This is a genomic window from Alteromonas sp. 4NS20-0143 (assembly GCF_057542855.1).
Genome location: NZ_BAAJLR010000001.1, coordinates 281,255 through 300,072, shown reverse-complemented (window position 1 = coordinate 300,072; position 18,818 = coordinate 281,255). Strand labels below are relative to the sequence as shown.

At 45.8% G+C, this 18,818-nt stretch carries 14 protein-coding genes; 2 read left to right on the top strand and 12 right to left on the bottom strand.

Translation table 11 applies throughout. The features are described 5' to 3' along the window. Positions 1-99 precede the first annotated feature (99 nt). From AC27HD_RS01230 to AC27HD_RS01190, 9 genes are all read right to left on the bottom strand, one after another. The gene (locus tag AC27HD_RS01230; protein WP_487103276.1) at positions 100-1,566 is read right to left on the bottom strand and encodes a sensor domain-containing diguanylate cyclase; all 1,467 of its coding nucleotides are present in this window, start codon (positions 1,564-1,566) and stop codon (positions 100-102) included. Between the two features lie 275 nt (positions 1,567-1,841). Further along, entirely contained in the window at positions 1,842-2,657 is an 816-nt protein-coding gene (locus AC27HD_RS01225; RefSeq protein ID WP_487103274.1) for a sterol desaturase family protein, read from the bottom strand. Between the two features lie 29 nt (positions 2,658-2,686). Then, entirely contained in the window at positions 2,687-3,337 is a 651-nt protein-coding gene (locus AC27HD_RS01220; RefSeq protein ID WP_487103272.1) for a CDP-alcohol phosphatidyltransferase family protein, read from the bottom strand. Then, the gene (locus AC27HD_RS01215) at positions 3,331-3,969 is read right to left on the bottom strand and encodes an ATP-binding cassette domain-containing protein (protein WP_487103270.1); all 639 of its coding nucleotides are present in this window, start codon (positions 3,967-3,969) and stop codon (positions 3,331-3,333) included. The genes AC27HD_RS01220 and AC27HD_RS01215 overlap by 7 nt, the downstream gene beginning before the upstream one ends. 26 nt (positions 3,970-3,995) lie before the next feature. Next, the gene (locus AC27HD_RS01210; RefSeq protein ID WP_487103268.1) at positions 3,996-5,843 is read right to left on the bottom strand and encodes an ABC transporter permease; all 1,848 of its coding nucleotides are present in this window, start codon (positions 5,841-5,843) and stop codon (positions 3,996-3,998) included. Further along, complete coding sequence (locus AC27HD_RS01205; protein ID WP_487103266.1) at positions 5,843-7,057, bottom strand: ABC transporter substrate-binding protein; 1,215 nt, start codon at positions 7,055-7,057, stop codon at positions 5,843-5,845. Before AC27HD_RS01205 ends, AC27HD_RS01210 begins: the two co-directional genes overlap by 1 nt. A gap of 95 nt (positions 7,058-7,152) precedes the next feature. After that, a complete protein-coding gene (locus AC27HD_RS01200) occupies positions 7,153-7,977 on the bottom strand; it encodes a DUF547 domain-containing protein (RefSeq protein WP_487103884.1) in 825 nt (274 codons plus the stop codon). 152 nt (positions 7,978-8,129) lie between these two features. Beyond that, positions 8,130-10,283 carry an FAD-dependent oxidoreductase gene (locus AC27HD_RS01195; protein ID WP_487103264.1) on the bottom strand — a complete coding sequence of 718 codons (2,154 nt, stop codon included), beginning with the start codon at positions 10,281-10,283 and terminating at the stop codon, positions 8,130-8,132. Positions 10,284-10,302: 19 nt separating this feature from the next. Further along, positions 10,303-12,648, bottom strand: a complete 2,346-nt coding sequence (locus AC27HD_RS01190) for a TonB-dependent receptor (protein WP_487103262.1) — start codon at positions 12,646-12,648, stop codon at positions 10,303-10,305. A 144-nt stretch (positions 12,649-12,792) separates the two neighbouring features. On the opposite strand from AC27HD_RS01190, the gene AC27HD_RS01185 reads away from it, so the two are divergent. Then, complete coding sequence (locus AC27HD_RS01185) at positions 12,793-13,236, top strand: hypothetical protein (protein WP_487103260.1); 444 nt, start codon at positions 12,793-12,795, stop codon at positions 13,234-13,236. Between the two features lie 89 nt (positions 13,237-13,325). Here AC27HD_RS01185 and AC27HD_RS01180 read toward each other — a convergent pair whose 3' ends face one another. After that, complete coding sequence (locus AC27HD_RS01180; protein ID WP_487103882.1) at positions 13,326-13,787, bottom strand: EVE domain-containing protein; 462 nt, start codon at positions 13,785-13,787, stop codon at positions 13,326-13,328. Between the two features lie 182 nt (positions 13,788-13,969). Here AC27HD_RS01180 and AC27HD_RS01175 point away from each other — a divergent pair, with 182 nt between their 5' ends. Beyond that, positions 13,970-16,288 (top strand): YgiQ family radical SAM protein, encoded by a 2,319-nt coding sequence (locus tag AC27HD_RS01175; RefSeq protein ID WP_487103258.1) that lies wholly within the window; start codon positions 13,970-13,972, stop codon positions 16,286-16,288. Positions 16,289-16,467: 179 nt separating this feature from the next. Here the strand turns inward: AC27HD_RS01175 and AC27HD_RS01170 are convergent, their stop codons facing one another. Continuing rightward, positions 16,468-16,905 carry a hypothetical protein gene (locus AC27HD_RS01170; RefSeq protein WP_032096551.1) on the bottom strand — a complete coding sequence of 146 codons (438 nt, stop codon included), beginning with the start codon at positions 16,903-16,905 and terminating at the stop codon, positions 16,468-16,470. Further along, entirely contained in the window at positions 16,905-18,596 is a 1,692-nt protein-coding gene (locus AC27HD_RS01165) for a S41 family peptidase (RefSeq protein WP_487103256.1), read from the bottom strand. The genes AC27HD_RS01170 and AC27HD_RS01165 overlap by 1 nt, the downstream gene beginning before the upstream one ends. Between the last annotated feature and the right edge of the window lie 222 nt (positions 18,597-18,818).

Sequence of the window (18,818 nt, the reverse complement as noted above, 5' to 3'; positions counted from 1 at the left end):
CCCGCTTTTGAAGTGTTTTAGCTTCTTAAAGCGGGCTTTTTTATATTTATTTTTATTTCTATTAAAGAGCGCTTTAATTAAACAATGCGCTAAGCTGCACTAAGCGCAGACGCGTCCCCTGCCCGTCGATTTTGCTCGGTAAAGCGCCTTGTCAGCCTTATCAATCAATTCAATGCAGTTCTCATCACAATTATCTGCTTGAGTAGCAATGCCAATACTCACCGTTAACACACCATCATGAGGCGATGCTTCGTGCTTAATACCCAACCCCTTAACATCCCCAATAATGCGATTGGCTACTTCTTTCGCTCGGTCGGTGGTTGTAGAAGGCAGGATAACAGCAAACTCCTCTCCGCCGTAGCGGGCGACTAAGTCATCTGTACCCACACAACTGTTTACTAGTGTTTGAGCGACTTTCTGAAGCACATTGTCACCGGCAACATGACCATATTGGTCGTTGTATAGTTTGAAAAAATCCACATCAATAAGTAGCAGGGAAAGAGTGTCTTGTTTTCGACAACTTTGGGCTAAGTCTTTATCTAAAGTGGTGTTAAACAGGCGTCTGTTTGCTATGCCCGTTAATCCATCAATATTGGCTAATTTTTGCAGTTGTCTATTAGCCTCAATCAGCTCCTGCTGCATAGCATGAATGGCTTTACGATTATAAATATTTTGCAGCGTATTGCCCAGCATGTCCCCAATCCGCTTTAAGTACTCTATATCTGAAGCACTCCAGGTGTAAGGGCTTCCGGTGATGTCACAACCTATAAAGCCGTGAGTTTTACCATCTGCCATAATTCGCGAGCACAAGATAGAACATATATTTTCTTTCTGAAATTCTTCACGTTCGGCAATCGCTGAGTCGGGAATGTTGCGTACGTCATCCACTTTAAATAGGCCATGCTCAATATGACCTATTAAATACGGCATTTCCTTTGTTGGCATATTCTGTAATTCGTCAATGTAGGGGTTAACACCCGCGGCCACCCACTCGTGGGTATTAGACATCAATGCAAAATCGTCCGAGAACTCAAAAAGATAACAGCGGTCAACATCACAAAACTCACCAAAAGCAGCGAGACTTTGCGCTATAATAACGTCCAAATCTTGTGCACTGGCATTAATGAGTTTTGAGGAAAATTTGGTAAGTAGTTGGTTAAATTCAATATGCCGCTGTGCACCAGCGCTATCATTTCCGTTATTGGCGGTTACTCGATTATTCGCATCAATGTGAAACACCAGCCATTGTGTGTCATTGTCGGTAATGGTTGAGCCACTAAGAAAGCAGTGTAACGAGCGCTCAGGTGTTTGTAGGCGAACCCAGGTGCTTGCTACATCACCTTTTTCTAGTGCTTGAAAAGGACACTTCTCACCAGTAAGTTCATTCTTAGTGAGGGGATCATAAAAACGAAAGTCTGTGGGTTCACTGCCTTTTTTGCCATCAGATGATATACCGAAAAGTGAAAGAAACGCGGTATTTAAGCAATAGGTACTATCACCTTTCCGCTTAAACATAAGCGGTGTGGGAAGCTGCTGAAGCAATTCATTCCTTTTATTACCGTGCAATCTCAACCTCTCGTTACTTTGAGGCTTGTAAGCTCTTATTATTTAGAGGCTTCTAAGCTGTATATTTCGTTTACGTAACTTCGACCGGAAAATAAACGCCAAGTGAGTTCAGGCTATAACATAAAAAAACGAACGTATTGATAAACTGACCTTGCGTACATCCAAAGTATAACAACACTTACCTTTTTGTACCGTTTTTTCTATACGACTAAACGTGTACGCGGTAGCAAGACTCAAATTACTATAAACTAAAACGATTGGAAGATTTATTCAGATCAGTCTTTAGCCGGTTTAGAAAAGGGCTGACGGAGCAGCGATAGCACGCTTGCGTTGTCTTTTGTGGGCGGCACATCACGTTGCCCTATCGGCAACTTATCGTCGCTTTCATGGGCACGGGGCTTAAAGCTATTAAACACCTTATCCCACCACGACACGCTAAAACCAAAATTGCTGTTAGATTCTTCTTTAGCTTGGCTATGGTGAATGCGGTGTAATCGTTGAGTAATTATGAGAGTCGATAGTCTATCGTCCCACTTTTGAGGCAGTCGTATGTTGGCATGATTAAATAGCGCAAAACCATTTAAAGCGACTTCAAAAATGACAATCGCTAATACTGGAACGCCAAATGCGACTACAGCAGCAGTTTTTACACCTAAGCTGATCACTATCTCTATTGGGTGGAAACGTAAACCCGTGGTGGTGTCTACATGGCTATCTGCGTGATGCATTTTATGAATGCGCCACAACAATGGAATGGTATGAAACAACCTGTGCTGCCAATAAATAACCACGTCCAGTAACAATACCCCCACGACAACGAGTACTGCACTGACTAGCGTGCTATCTGATGCAAACAGAATGTTGAATAGGCCGTGGCCTTTTTCGCTAGCCCACAACGATACGCCTACTAATGAAGCTGGCACAAGCAGTCGAGAAACCACTGCACCAAAGACAACCATAGACAGATTGCCTACCCACCGCTCTTTGCGAGATAGTGTTGATTTGCGCGCAGGTAAAAACGCTTCTAGCATCGCCATGATGAAGAATACCGAAATAAACACGGAAAGTCGGATTACTGATGTAGTGTCCATTCACCCTACTCTTCTTATTGCTGGTTTAATTACTGGTTTGATTTCTGATTACTCGCGTTAGACTGCTCTACCCGTTTAAGTGTAGCAAAGCCCCCGCTTATTCTTGTCACTATGGTAACGAAACAGGCCGCTGCAAAACAGTAGGCCATAATAGGAAAATGATTAGGCCAGATACAAAACGCTAAAAAGACAGCTATCGTCTCGGCACCTTCAGTTAGCCCTTGCATGTAATAAAAGCTTTTATTCGCAAACTGCGGGCGGTCAATATTGAATTTCTCTGCCGCTACTGCGAATGCAAGAAAGCTGCTTCCCGTGCCAATAAAAGTGGCCAACAATACCACCGCAGGTATGCCCCATTCACTGGGGTTCGCAATGCCGAACGCTAATGGAATTGACGCATAGAATAGAAAATCTAAGCAAATATCTAAATAGCCACCGGCACTGCTACTGCTTTTTTGATATCTAGCAAGCTCGCCGTCGATGCCATCACACACTCTATTGAGTATGATGACGCCAAGGGCCCCTAACCACCAGTTAAGTATTATTAAAGGCACGGCTATCAAACCAACAATAAACCCTGCAAGAGTAACGTGATTGGGCGTGATACCGCGCTTGTCTAACTCAACAACTATAGGCCTTAGCAGCGGCTTGATAAACGGGGTTACTTTGGCATCTAACATGATGATAGCTCAATCGTTTGACCACCCGCTGACACAGCATCGGCGTTGTCATGGGTAACGAGTAGTGCAGGTATATTGCGCTCGCGCAACTGCGTGAATGTCCATTCTCGAATTTGCTGTCTAAGCGCTGTGTCTAATTTACTAAAGGGCTCATCAAGTAATACCGCCTGCGGCTCTGCAGCTAACGTACGCAATAGAGAAATACGACTTTGCTGACCGCCAGACAGTGTGGTTACCACTCTATGCTGCATTCCCTCTAACTCAACAGCGTGAAGCAGCTTTGCCACAGCGTCTCGTTTTCTGCTCTTTGTTTGATACTTAGCACTAGGCATAGCGAACATAATGTTCTGCTCTACCGTCATGTGCTCAAACAAAAGTGCATCTTGAAACATAACACCAACGCCGCGCCGATGTGGCGGCTTACTAGCTAAATTCGTTCCATCTATTAAAATGGAACCCGAGAACGAAAAAGGCGTGTCGAGATGTCCTGCTATTGCCTGAAGCAGCGTTGACTTACCCGACCCACTTGGCCCCATTACCGTTAAAATTTCACCCTTTTCAACGGTGACATCAAGGGAAAGTAGTAAAGCGCTCCCTTTAAAAACCTTAAGCTCTTTGAGTGTCAGTGCCATTTACGCTCTCTTTTCTGTTAGATAGATCATACGCTTCTTACACTTTTACCTGTGTTAGATTTATTTGTACTTCGTGTGTTTGTGCTAGGTTTGAAGAGTATGTTCGATAGCCACCATGCCAAACCAAACCCACACAATGGCATTACAGCTTGAATAACCACATAGGCCGCACTTAACCTTGCGCTGCTTCCCGCAGCTAACGCCACTGCCTCTGTGGTAACTGTAGAAATTGCCCCGCCCGTGGTGAGTAACGTAGGAAGGTACTGGCTGAAGCTAATTGCCAACCCTAAAGCGAAGGCGACCAGAATGGGCCCAATGAGCAGAGGAAGTTTTACTAAAAAGAACACTTCCATTGGTGATTTGCCAAGGCTTAGCGCCACCATTACATAACGGTTATCAAACTTTCGGTACGCTACAGCCAGTGATAGGTACACATAAGGAATCACATAAACCATGTGCGCCACATACACATGAAACCAAACGGCATCCTTTAAAATAAGCTGCTGGAACCACACTAAGCCATACAGAAAGGCGACCCCAGGTACTAACAGAGGTAAAAATAAGGCGGTAGGAAGTAGCAGCGAAGCCCGTGTCTTTGCAGCATTCAATGGTTCGCTCTCAAGCGTAAGTAACACTAATACTAACGCACTGAAGCTTACGCTAACACCTAATAACACGGTATTCGATAAGGGCGTTAACACCGCGTCGAACACAGTGTTCCAGTGAAGCATAGTGACGTCAGCCGGTATAATGTTAGGAAACGTCCACTGCTTTGCAAACGAAAACGCAACCAGTGTGTAAACTGCACTCACCACTAGCACCACATACGCTACCAATAGTAGGTAGGCTGTGGCGCTAATTGCTTTATCGGTAGCGTGTCGCTTCCCGCGCTGCAGCCATTTTTTACCATAAAAGATGATTCCTTTCTCGACTGCCAACATCACAATAACAGCAAACACAGCGATACCCACCTGCACGACAGCTGCAGAGGAGGCCTGCAAACGCATAGATAAGTCAATATGATTAAACCAATGCAGTACGACTACGGCTAGGGTACTTGGATCATTGGGCCCAAGTATGAGCGGAATCTCTACGTTTGAAACCGCAAAAACCAATACGGCTAAAAGGGGCAGTCGTATTTGTGGAAATACTACGGGCAGCACTAATTTGAAGAAAATAGCGATAGGTGAGTACCCAAGAGCGGTACCTGCTTTGAAGTAACCGTTAATTTTCTCCTGTATCAGCGGCTGTGACATCACACTTATTGCCATGAGAAGAATGAACGGAATTTCTTTTAACACTAACGCTAATATAATGCTGATGCCGCAACTATCGAAAAGGAAAACACCTTCATTTGCAGAGGCAATGGCGCTGCTATCAAACGTAAAAAGCCGGGCAAAGAACCCCGATGGGCTCAGTAAGAATACGAGTGCTATTGCTGCACCGGCGTGTGGCAGCACCAAAAAGGGGCTTAACACTATCTGTAATCGAGAGAGCATTCGCGAGCGATAAAATACAGACAGCAACACAAACGCAAATACCGCTGCAATCACCGTCGCCACTACGCCGGTGAAAAGTGAAAGCCACATCATGCTGTGAATGCCTGCCACATCGAATAATGCGGCGAAAACGCGAAAATCAAATTGATCCGCGCCAATGGCCGGAAAGTAACCCATGGCAGGCAAGAAGACCCCAATAACGCCAGCCACCACGGGAATAATCAGTAAGCAAAGTAATAACCACTTCGCCCAAACGGTAAGACTATTAAATGGGCCTTGCGACAAGCTTCGGTTTCTATTCTTATACAGAGGCTTAGATTGAGGCTTAGATTGAGGCTTAGATTGAGGCTTAGATTGAGAATTGAAATTAGGCATCAGTATCTCGCCCCGTATCGCTCTTCCCAAGCCTGTCTCAGCGCATCGGTCCAACTTGCGTGAGGCTCTGCGTACAGAGGCGTTGACTGAGACTTATCAAGTGCTGAAGGATGAGACTGCTGGGTTTCAAACATGCTTTTTTGCGATGCGGATAACACGCTAGTATCAAGTACGGTGTCGTCTCCCCATACCTGTAAACGTTGTTTTTTTGCTTGGGCCTCAGGGGACAATAGAAAATTGACTACCGTCTTTGCCGCCGCTTGATTAGGCGAATTAAACGTTAGCCCTATAAAATGGACATTTGCCAAACTACCGTCTGACATTGCAAAAGTCCGCACATCCCGCGGTAAATCAAACCGCTCTACCGCACTTGGTATTTCTGCAGCGGTAAACGAAAAAGCCAGCGAAAGTTCACCGTTTCCAACTAATCGCTGTAGCTGAGATGCTTGTCGTACCATGTATTCGCCATTACGCCACATTGTGGGATGCAGCGCATCAAGGTACGCCCATAACGAGGGAGTAATCTTCTCTAGGGATTTTTGGGTAACGGGGCTATAAAATAGCGATTGGTTTGACGAATTGAGGGCAATAGCAGCGTACTTGATAAAGCTTATACCTAAATAGTCAGTTACCACTGGATAGGTAAACCGACCAGGCTGCTGTTGACTGAACTGCAAAAGGGCCTGAAGAGTCTGGGGTACTGGCTCATTGAATGAATCAAAGTGCGATTTGCGGTAGTAAAACACCATAGATGCTTTACCCCACGGCGCTTCCATTCCCAGCGTTGGCTCACCAAAGTCTGTCACCATCGCTGAGTTATTACTTGGATTTGTTAACACAAAGTTTGCAATATCACGTACCCATCCCGTTGCCAGCAGCGCATTCTTTTTCATAGCAGCGAAGTTTTCACCATTGATCCAAATGAGATCGACACTGCCATTATTTAAATTACCCGCAGCTTTTTCTGCTAGTACTCTTGAAACCGCGTCGCTGGTATCGGCAAGCTTTACGTGCTTTAACGTAATGCCGTGTTTGCGCTCAACCCTATCGGCAACCCACTTAAGGTAACTATTTACCTGCGCACTGCCGCCCCATGCGTGAAATCGCACAACGGGGCTAGGATCAGTTTTGGGATTAGCACCTGGGTCAGGAATAGCAATGTCATTACCATCTACAGACGGCTCGGCATAAGCACTACCTGCGATTACAAGCATTGTTAGGCATGCTAACCGGACAAAAGCTATGATTGCATCGCAAGTGTTTTTTGCGATGCTCACAGGTAAAAAAACGCACGTACTTCTCATTATGACTAATTTTTCACTGCCGCTTTTGTGTCGTTCAACGACCAGTCGTATTCTAGGTAATCAACATCAGCTTTACCGCTTTCAATTAAATCAACTTGAGCACTGCTTAGCGCCATCGCGTCTTTATATAAAAGGATAAACTCAGACACCGACTGAGTGTTCTTCCAGTTTTTTTCAAAATCGCCCTCATACCATGAGAAAATTTTTGATAAATAGAGTGTCTCGTTTTCTATCTTGTTGCGGGAATTATCGCTTAAAAAACGCTTAGTTTGCATATCGAGCTGAGCGTCTAATCGCTCGCCCACATAGGCCTCTTCTCGCAACGCAGGGCAGCCAACGCTTGCACAGTTAACCGCAAAGTGAATACGTGGCTCGCTGTATTTATTGTCCCCTCTTATTAAATTGTGCTCTATATCGTCAAGGGAGCGGGATTTACCGAGAAGCGGGGCTATCTCTTTGTCCCAAGGAGAGGAAAAAAAGCTGCCTAAGTCTCGAATAGACTCAAGTTCAGGGTATTCGGTAAGAATTAAATCGATGGTATAGGCGTTATACGCATTAATAAGAAATGCTAGCTGTGTATTTTGATCCCACGAGTCGAAAGTACGCGGCGGCACTGCGGCTAGTTGGTCAAGGTAACTGCTTAATTGGCTTTGATCACGCTTAAAACCTTTATAGTCAACTTGAGTACTGGCTCCACCGTCGATAGTCACCACATGTTTATCGAGTAGTGCGCTGTATTTCTCATGTAATTTGCTGTCTGCGAACGCGTTTAGCGAAAGGATGGATAACGCGCAGCCTATTGCTGCGCCCGTGCTTATTCTCTTGAGCATTTTCATCAGTGCATTTTCACGTATTTTTTTAGGTGCCCTTCTAGTTGTTAATTTAGGTACTAGTTTAAATGCTAGATTAGGTGCACTGGTACAAAAGTCACTCTCAGCGGTAGGTGAGAATATACCGAACTTCACTTTACTCAATTGCATGATTAGCCCCTGCGCCATGTGTGAAACTTCTCAACAAAGCTTAATAGCTTTTCAGGTTGATTCGCGCGTTTCCAATTACCGGCAGCGTACTTAGCGCCTTCCGCCCACGTTGGATAGGTATGAATGGTGCCTAAAATTTTGTTTAGCCCCAATCCGTGCTTCATGGCGATAACAAACTCTGCCAGTAAGTCTCCAGCGTGTTCAGACACCACAGTTACACCCAAAATTTTGTCTTTGCCAGGCGGTGTAAGTACCTTAATAAATCCTTTGCGGGCGCTTTCTGTCACCGCTCTGTCTAGTTCCGCAAACTCGTATCGCGTCACTTCTACGTCAATGTCTTGCTCCACAGCGTCTCGTTCACTTAAACCAACTCTCGCCACTTCAGGGTCGATGAACGTTGTCCAAGGAATAACGCTGTAATCCACTTTGAATTTTTTAAACGTTCCAAATAATGCATTTACCGCTGCAAACCAAGCTTGGTGTGCTGCAACATGGGTAAATTGATACGGCCCCACTACATCCCCCGCAGCATAGATGTTCGGCATGAGTGTTTGCAGGTACTCATCGGTTTCAATCGTTCTGTCAAACTGAATACCCAGCTTCTCAAGGCCAAAGCCATTGAGGCGCGCTTTACGTCCTACTGCAATAATAACTTCGTCATAGGCAACGTCGATTTCATTGCCATCTTTAGCAACCACCAACACTTTGTCATCACCACGGGTTTCAAATCGCAATGCATCATGCTGTGTTAATACGTTAACGTTGCTCTCTGTGAGCACCGATTCCACATAGTCGGCCACATCCGTATCTTCACGCCCCATTAAACGCGGCGCACGCTCTACCTGAGTAACCTCACTGCCCAATCGGGCGAAGGCCTGCGCTAGTTCGCAACCAATAGGTCCGCCGCCCAGCACGATTAATCGCTTAGGTGCATCGTCTAATTCGGCAAACTTAGTCCAAAGGGTGTCTGAAGTAACGTATCCGCTTTCCTCGATACCTGAAAGCTCTGGAATAAACGGGCTAGCGCCAGTAGCAACAACAATATTTTTGGTGGTTAGGCGCTTTACTTCGCCTTCATTGGTTTTAATTTCTACGGTCCATGGGTCGATGATGGTCGCATAGCCTTTTACCACATCCACACCTAGCTCTGTGTAGCGCTCTACGCTGTCGTTAGGGGCGATGGTTGCGATAACTTCATGCACCCTTTTCATTACCTTTTTAAACGACATAGTCGGTAAAACTGGGTTTAGGCCGTAATCTTCGGCATGGCGCATTTGATTAGCGACTTTGGCCGTTTTTATAATTGCTTTACTTGGCACACAGCCATAGTTAAGACAATCTCCACCCATCTCGCCTGCTTCGATAAGCGTTACTTTCGCTTTAACCGCTGCAGCAATGTAGCTAGTCACAAGACCACCCGCGCCTGCACCGATAACCACTAAGTTTCTGTCGAAGGTTTTGGGCTTGGTATAACCTTTGTAAACGCGACGACGGTTAACAATGGCCACAATCCCTTTCGCAATCCAAGGAAATATACCCAGTAAAACGAAGGAAAAAAGTAGCTCAGGGGATAAAATGCCCGAGAGGCTATCAATCTGCGCTAACTGGGTACCTGCATTAACGTAAACAACCGTACCGGCAAGCATGCCTACTTGGCTTACCCAGTAAAATGTCCAGGTTTTGATAGACGTTAAGCCCATCAATAAATTGATTAAAAAGAATGGAAATACCGGCACTAACCTAAGGGTAAATAAATAGAATGGCCCTTGCTTTTCAACGCCCTCATCAATTTTCTTCAGCTTCTCTTTAAACTTATTACGTACCGTATCTCGCAAAATGAACCGGGCAACTAAAAAGGCCAGTGTTGCGCCTAAACTAGACGCAAAGGACACAATAATTAGTCCTTGGAACAAGCCAAATAGCGCGCCAGCGGCTAACGTAAGAATAGCCGCTCCGGGTAACGACAGCGCCGTTACCGCTACGTAAATCGCAAAGAAAATCGCGACGCTTAACACCGGGTTTTCAGATATTTGAGTTTTGAACGTATCTAGCGAGCCTTTCATTCCCTCTAGCGTCAAATACGTGTTTAGGTCAAAATAGAAAAACCCAACGACAGCAGCTGCAATGACGGCAAGCAACGCGATTTTCTTAAACATTTTTATTCCTTAAGTGCGCTTAAAACGCATACTGCATAGTTAACTGAACATGACGAGGTACATTAGGCATAACAAGGGTTGCACCAAAAAAACCGCCTTCAAACAGTGGTTGCCAGTTGTCCTGATCAGTGACATTTATAACGTCTGCACGAACACGTAATTGTTCATTAATGCGATAGTCCGCATTTAAGTCAAGGGAATACTGGTCGCGAATGTTTACCGTTTGCAAGAAATCTAATGGGAACGACTTGGTGTAAAGAGCGCTTGCGCCTACTGCGAAGTCATCGGTTAACTGCCAGCCTGTATTCAATGACACCATTTGACGAGGTATGCCCTGCACTCGACTATCCGAAGGGGCAAACGCCGTAAACGATGGTGAGCCAACGCCTGTACCGTTAACAATATCGGGGCGACTGTTATCGAAGGCATCAATCACTTGTGACGTGCCTTGAAAGGCTGCTGAGTCATCAAAGCGCGCGTCTAAGTAACTATACGCTGCGTTCACCCACACATCATTGTGTTGGTAAAACACCTGAAACTCTGCACCTTGGGTTTTAACGCCGCTATTGCTGCCATCGCGGTTACGCAAACTACGGGTTTGGTCAAACACCGATGCCTCTGCATACCATTCGCTGCTAGGTGAATATTTTACACCCACTTCATACAGCGTATTTTCAGTGGCGAAATTCAGCGGATTAATCTCGTTATTTCCGCCCAGTACCGTACCACCTCCCATGCTATTTGAGGTGGCATCGTTTTCGGAAAATGCAGCGTAAAGATTTATCGCGTTGGTAAGCTTGTAAACCGCACTTAGCTGATAGCTACTTAAGGTATCGCTGTAGGTATCAGAGGCTGCTTCAACGCCCTCTGGCGATAATGGATCTCGCGCCTCAACATCGTAGTAATCAATTCGCACACCGGCAATAGTGGTTAATTTATCGGTCCACTTTGATTGCTGCTGCACCGCTACGCCGGTTTGCCACGTGGTAGAGTCTGTGGTGTCAGATAAATTGAAATCGCCAGCCCCGTCACCGTCTAGGTCGTATTGGGCACCAGGCGAGACAAATACGCCTGGGCGCAACTGCACTAAACGGGCTTTTTGTGCATCAGTAAGGGGAATTACGCGGTTTGAGAGCGGGCCTGTTAAATCGATAGGGTTATCGGCTTCAGTGGTAAATTGGCTGTAGCCCAACACATCGTTATAGCGAATTGATAATCCAACCGTTGTGGTTTGCGAGTCAGACCACTGATAATCAACCTCTGTTCTATTTTCGAAGGTATCAGCACCATCGATTATTTCAACAAAGCTGTTTTGCGCCACTTCTTCGCGCTCTAAATATTGATAATACGATAAGTTGCGAATAGTGATGTTGTCAGCGTATTGATAGTCGATGCTGCTACGCACCACGGTGGTGGTTGCACCATTAATATCATCAGGGTTGGTAAATACACGATTACGTGGAATAACTACCTCACCGGTGGGTGAAATTATTGCGCCCGCACCAGGTACCGTGCTGCCGTTAGGCTGAACGCCCTGACCGGTAATGTACAAGCCATCATCGATTAACGATTGAGTGGGTCTGTTAATACCCGCGTTGTCCGGATAATCGGTATCATAGTATTCAGCACTAATATCCCAAGTTAGTGCATCACTTGGGGTGTAGCGATAGGCAGCGAAGAGATTAACGCTGTCTCGCTCTGCAAAATCGTAAAAGCTGCCGTGATCGAGGTATTCTGCGCTTATGCGAAAGCCGCTTTTGCCCTCTTCAATCGCCGTATTGACATCGACCTGTCCAGAGTATTGCTCCCAACGGCCTGCGCGAAGTGTCACCTTACCTTGCGTTCCTTGCGTTGAGGCGGCTTTAGTTTGCAAATTAACAAACCCGCCGTTTCGCTGTGTACTACCAAATAATACAGGAGACGGGCCTTTAACCACGTCGACTTGTTCTACGCCATTGAAAGACAGCGGCAGTCCGAAACCATTGTTACCGGCCTGGCGACGAATACCGTCTTGGAACAATTCACCTAGCTGGCCTCTTATGCTTGGCAAGCTTGGTGTACCAAAACCACTTGATGCATAGGCATTGGGAGCAGCTTTGACAATGTCGTGTAAATCATTAATGTTGAATGCTTCTAGTGCCTCGCTAGACAAGGATGTTACTGAACGGGGTGTTTCTGCCGCTGACATTCCGGCGCCAAAGATACCTTTTAACTGATTGTCACCCGGATTTAAATTGCCAACTGAAGACGCATTTCCTTTCACTTCTACAACTTCAATATCCCGTTCTTGGGTTTGTTGTGCTTGCACGCCTTGGCTAACTGCAAGAGCCAAGGTACTGATGGCGAGGCCTAATAGGTTATTCATGTATGTTTCCGTTTTTTAATATTATGTGACAAGACCGATACGTTATTAAAAAAATTTCAGCGCATTTTTTATTTTTTGAAATTTTTTGTTCTCGACCCCGTTCTTTATTAACAACATTTATCTCATAACCAATTGGAGACCTTTATGGGTCAATCAGCTACGCATTCACACCTTTCTACGCAATCAGATGTTATTACTACTCGACTACCTTGGGCGTTACTGGCACTGCGCGTCACTGTGTTCATCGTGATGTTCGTGTGGACACTCGATAAATTTGTAAACCCTGCCCACGGCATGGCTATCTTTGAAAAATTCTACGGTATTGGCGGTGTGCCAGAAATGGCAGTATACATTATGGGCCTATTTCAGCTTGCGCTTGTTTTTGCTTTTCTTGGCGGCGTGGCTAAGCGATCTACCTATGGGCTTATCTTCTTACTTCACGGTGGCTCAACGCTGTCGTCATTCCCTCAATACATTGACGCGTTCAGTCATTTGCTCTTTTTTGCCGCTTGGCCAATGTGGGGCGCGTGCTTTGCACTGTATATTCTTCGCGAAGCAGACACTAAATTTACTCTTTCTAAAAAGTAGCCTTAAACACTGAAGCGCCAACACAGTAAGCTAGCCCACTAAGACAAATGCGGGGCTAGCATGCTGAGCTAAATAGACGGGCTAACGCGCTACTTGGCAGCAGCATATAGCTGCTGCCATTCATTTTCTGTTACCGGCATCACCGATAAACGCCCGCCTTTGGTTACCAATGGTATTTCGGTAATATTTGGCATCGCTTTTATTTCAGAAAGAGGAAGCACACGGTTAAACGACTCTACGTGTTTTACGTCTACGCAGTACCACCTAGGCTTGTCAGTGGTTGCTTTGATATCGTAATAATTGGACTCGGGGTTAAATTGACTAACATCTGGATAGCCTGCTTTCACAACTTCGGCCACTCCCGCGATACCCACCGTTTTGCAACTCGAGTGATAAATAAATACTAAGTCGCCTAGCTTTATACTGTCGCGAAGAAAGTTTCTCGCCTGATAGTTTCTCACGCCATCCCAGGGTTCACTTTGGTTCGGCCGTTGTGCTAAATCATCAATAGAAAAAGCGTCGGGTTCGGTTTTAAACAACCAGTAAGCCATAGCGGTATCTTCATTTTTATTATTCACATTCCCTTAAGTATACAAAGGGCGCTTATTTAATGACAGCGCTATACCCCCACCGCAGCAACACTGCTATAATCGCGCCTCATTTCTGAAAATTTGCCTAGCGCCAACACGCCCAAGCTTTTCAGGCAAACTCTGTTTTTTTATATGTGATCATTATGCAAGCCACCATTAAAGCCGACCGCAGTCTGTTTTCTTACCCTAAATATTGGCCCCACTGCCTCGGCACAGCGCCGTTTCTTCCTATGTCAAAGGAGGAGATGGATGCATTAGGTTGGGATAGCTGCGATGTTATTTTGGTGACAGGCGACGCCTATGTAGACCACCCAAGTTTTGGTATGGCGGTAATAGGTCGCGTACTAGAAGCCCACGGTTTTCGCGTAGGCATCATTGCTCAACCAGATTGGAAGAGCAAAGACGACTTTATGAAGCTTGGCAAGCCAAACCTTTATTTTGGTGTGACTGCCGGCAACATGGACTCCATGATTAACCGCTACACGTCAGATAAAAAGCTGCGTCATGACGATGCCTATACGCCGGGCAACGTAGGTGGTAAGCGTCCAGATAGAGCGGTGACGGTGTATGCTCAGCGTTGTCGGGAAGCCTTTAAGGGCGTGCCTGTTATTGCTGGTGGTATTGAAGCAAGCCTTCGCCGTATCGCCCATTATGACTACTGGAGCGAGAAAGTCCGCCGTTCGGTGTTATTCGATTCAAAAGCCGATATGCTTTTCTTTGGAAATGCAGAGCGTCCATTGGTTGAAGTTACGCACCGTTTAGCCGCGGGTGAAAATATTGCGGACATGCGCGATATTCGCGGCACCGCGATTATTGTGAAAGAGGCGTTGCCCGAGTGGCAAGGTGTAGATTCCACATCCCTTGACCGTCCTGGCAAAATAGATCCTATTCCAAGCCCTTATATTATGGAGCCGGAATGTGACTCTGAGGAAAAAGACAGCAAAAGTAGCGAAGCACCCGACGCTGCTCCCATTGTTATTCAGCCACCTCAAAAAGAGAAAGAAAAGCGTAAGCCTTGGGAAAATGTGTACGTTAAGCTTCCTGCTTACGAGACGGTTAAAGATAATAAAACGCTTTACGCACACACATCGCGAATTTTGCATCAAGAAACGAACCCAGGCTGCGCACGAGCACTTATGCAGCGCCACGGTGACCGACATATTTGGATAAACCCTCCAGCGATGCCTCTTGAAACTGAAGAAATGGATGCTGTGTTTGATTTGCCCTATCAGCGCATACCTCACCCGGTTTATGGCGATGCGAAAATTCCAGCCTACGACATGATCCGCTTCAGCATCAATATTATGCGAGGCTGTTACGGTGGCTGTACGTTCTGCTCTATTACTGAGCATGAAGGCCGAATTATTCAAAGCCGCTCTGAAGATTCTATTATTAGAGAGATAGAGCAAATTCGCGATACCGTACCCGGCTTCACTGGTGTTATTTCTGATTTGGGCGGCCCTACGGCCAACATGTATCGCTTGCGATGTAAAAGCCCTAAAGCGGAAGCAACCTGTCGTCGCCCTTCTTGTGTATACCCCAGTATTTGTGCCCACATGGACACCGATCATAAGCCGACGATAGACCTTTATCGTCGTGCGCGTAACTTACCGGGAATAAAGAAAATTCTTATTGCTTCCGGCGTTCGTTACGACTTAGCCATTGAAGATCCTGAATATGTTAAGGAGCTGGCCTTACATCATGTGGGTGGCTATTTAAAAATTGCCCCTGAACACACAGAAGATGGCCCGCTTTCGAAAATGATGAAGCCTGGTATGGGCACCTACGATCGCTTTAAAGAGCTGTTTGACAAGTATTCTGAAGAAGCAGGCAAAAAGCAGTACTTAATTCCGTATTTCATTGCCTCTCATCCAGGTACTACTGATGAAGACATGCTTAGTCTTGCTATATGGCTTAAAGAAAATAAGTTTAAGCTAGATCAAGTGCAAAACTTTTACCCCTCGCCCATGGCTACAGCAACCACCATGTACCACACAGAGGTAAATTCTCTTCGTAAAGTCACGAAGGACAGTGAAGAAGTACCATCAGCAAAAGGTGAAATTCATCGCCGTCTGCACAAGGCGATGCTGCGTTATCACGATCCTAAAAACTTTGCGCAAATTCGTAAAGCGTTGGTCAATATGGGCAGAGAAGATCTTATTGGTCGTGGTCCTCAGCACTTAGTGCCACCTGAAACTGCCGATGAAAAGCGTCAAAAAGCGCAACGTGGGCGCAAAGGTGAGCGAGCGTTGACCAAGCACACCGGCTTACCTCCGTCATTTCAGCGTAAAAGCAATGGCAAGACCGGTGGTAAAGGCAATACCCAGAACACCAAATCAGGAGGCCGTCAGGAGCAAAGCTCTGGTTCAAATAGGAACGGAGGCAAAGGCGGATTTAGCGGCAACCAAGCTGTCAACGTTGGCAACAAGTCAAACAGACCTAAAGCCCAGCGGTCTAAATAAGCACGGTATAAATAAGCGCAGTATAAATAAGCGCAGTATAAATAAACGAAAGATAGTGCAATAAAAAAGCAGTGTTAAACACAAGCTTTAAAAAACTAAAAAAGGGCCTTTTGATAACTAAAAGGCCCTTTTTGTCTTTAAGAGTGTGTATACCGCAATTCACAACTAATACATATGAACTATCGCTTCACTGCCACACAATCAACTCCGTCAAGCAGCATCTCTTCATTGTTCTGTTCGTTACGAATAAAGCATTCATCACCGCGTTTTAGCAACGTAAACACAAACGCAGGATTACTGTGTCTGCCGTCAATAGGCAAACTTCGCTTATCCATTGCGCCTTTGCGCTCAATACTTAAGGTAGACGACGCAGTAAACGCAGTATCTGCTAGGGTGATATCCATGCCGCCAAACCACTGACCAATCGCCGTTTCGATAACAGCCACGCTGTCAGTCCCTGAGGTCGCCACACTTTGAGATGATGTCGCTAGTAAGGCCATTTCAGGTGAATCGGCTTTTGTGGAAGTGCACCCTACTGTCGCTGTCAAAACAAGCGTCAACACACAAGCTAACAGGCGTTTTGCTTTGTGTTTTTCTCTGCGCTTTAAGCACACCATTAGTTGTCGCCTCGAAGAATAGGCTCGTTAATTTTATTATGCAGTATCAACTCATCTCGCTGGGTATGAGGTGGCTTAATTGCTAGGGACGACTCGCTCGCATTAGATTGACCACTTGCTTGGCTGTCAGATGGCGCATTAAGTTGTGACCCAGATACTGAAGATGCAGTACTTACTGGGCATGCGCCAGATTCTGCATATTGTATTGCCGCTGACAGCATACCTTCACTGGCATCGCCAAGTGGTTTTGTGAAGTCATCTTGCACATCGCAACCTGGTAACTCAAAGTCAAAGTTGGGCGTTGAGCTAGGAATAAAGCCATCGGCGAAGTCACCAAACCCTTTGTTATTCACACCTTGGAATTGAATAGTGAAATAGGTGGTTCCGCAGTTATCTGTTGGATAAAACCCATAAGGCTTTCCGCACGTGGGTGTACCTATCTGTACCACTTCTACATCCACACCGCGCAATGAGTTAATCACCGCTTCACTGGCAGAACAGGTAGAACCGGTCGTAATGACGTATACCGTCGTTAACGATAAATCAGGGAGTAGCGTATTAGTGAGCACACCCGCATTGTAATCTATCTCTGTTGAGTAAAATGGCGTAGGGCTAATTGTAGAGCCGGTTACCGGGTTTCTTGTTGGATATTTATCGTTAAACTGTAATGTCTCAAAAATAGCGCCGTCGGTTTGATTTGGTCCCGCCACCATGTAAGAAACCTGAGACGCTAAAGCAAGTAACCCACCACCATTATATCGAAGGTCGATAACAAGCTCGGTAACGTTATCATTCACAAATTGATCAAATGCGCTTACCAGCGGCTCTTGCGCCGTACGAATAAAAGTGTTGAATTGAAAATACCCCATTTTACCCGCACTGGTCTCAAGCACAGTGACGTTTTGAACTGGCGATACTTCTATGTCAGCAGAGGTAACGCTCACTGATAACTCGCTACCGTCTACAAGCTCAAAAGTCAGATTGGTGGTGGTGCCACTTTCACTCGGAAACAGCCCCGCGTTAATCACATCCACCTCAGCCTGGGTATTAGCATTAACAAAATCTACGCCGTCGATGGTTTTCAGCGACGCACCACGGGGAATACCCGCAGTCTCTGCAGGCGAATTAGGCTCCGTATACTGCACAATGAGCTCTCTAGGCGCAGTCAAACTGACAAATTCCCACTCAACACCGTAGCCAGATGACACCCCGGTTTGCGTTAACGTATTGTACTCCTCAGTAGCGCGGGAGAAATGAAAATTGTCTTTCGGTGTACCGCTAGGCGTGAGCTCAGTGGTTCTGAGCTGTGCAAAGTAATCAGCGATTGTAAAGTTGGCCGGGTCGTTGTCGTCAACTTCGTCGTACCATAGGTATGTATCGTTGGTCCATGATCGCATCCACAGCTTTTCATCCATTGCAGTGCCAGCTTCATCAGGATAGGGATTACCTGAAAACGGATCGATACCGCTTCTTGGCGATTCACACTGGTTAATAAAATTTGATTCCGGTTCGTAAACGCCTGCCTGCCAGTCAGGTTCACTTGGCGTTTCTGACACAGGAGGTGGAGGAGGAGTGACGCTCGACTCAGGTGTGGTGTTAGAAGAACCACTACCACCGCACGCAGTGACAGATGAAATCACAAGAGCGGCTATCGTGAGCTCTCTTAGTGATGAAAAATTGCTTACCTTCATACAAATATTCCTTCTAGCAACCAGTGGAGTAAATGTTGCTCTCTGCGAAAACGTTGCTCTGTCCACAGTTCACTGATCAAAAAATAAACTCGATGTTGATATTGCCACACACATCCGCAATTTAACATTTATCTACTTTAAAATTTTGTAAAAAAACGCTAATGACAAAATTAGAGTACAGCGAGAATATTACTGAAACATTTTTAGGAGATTGCTCGTTTA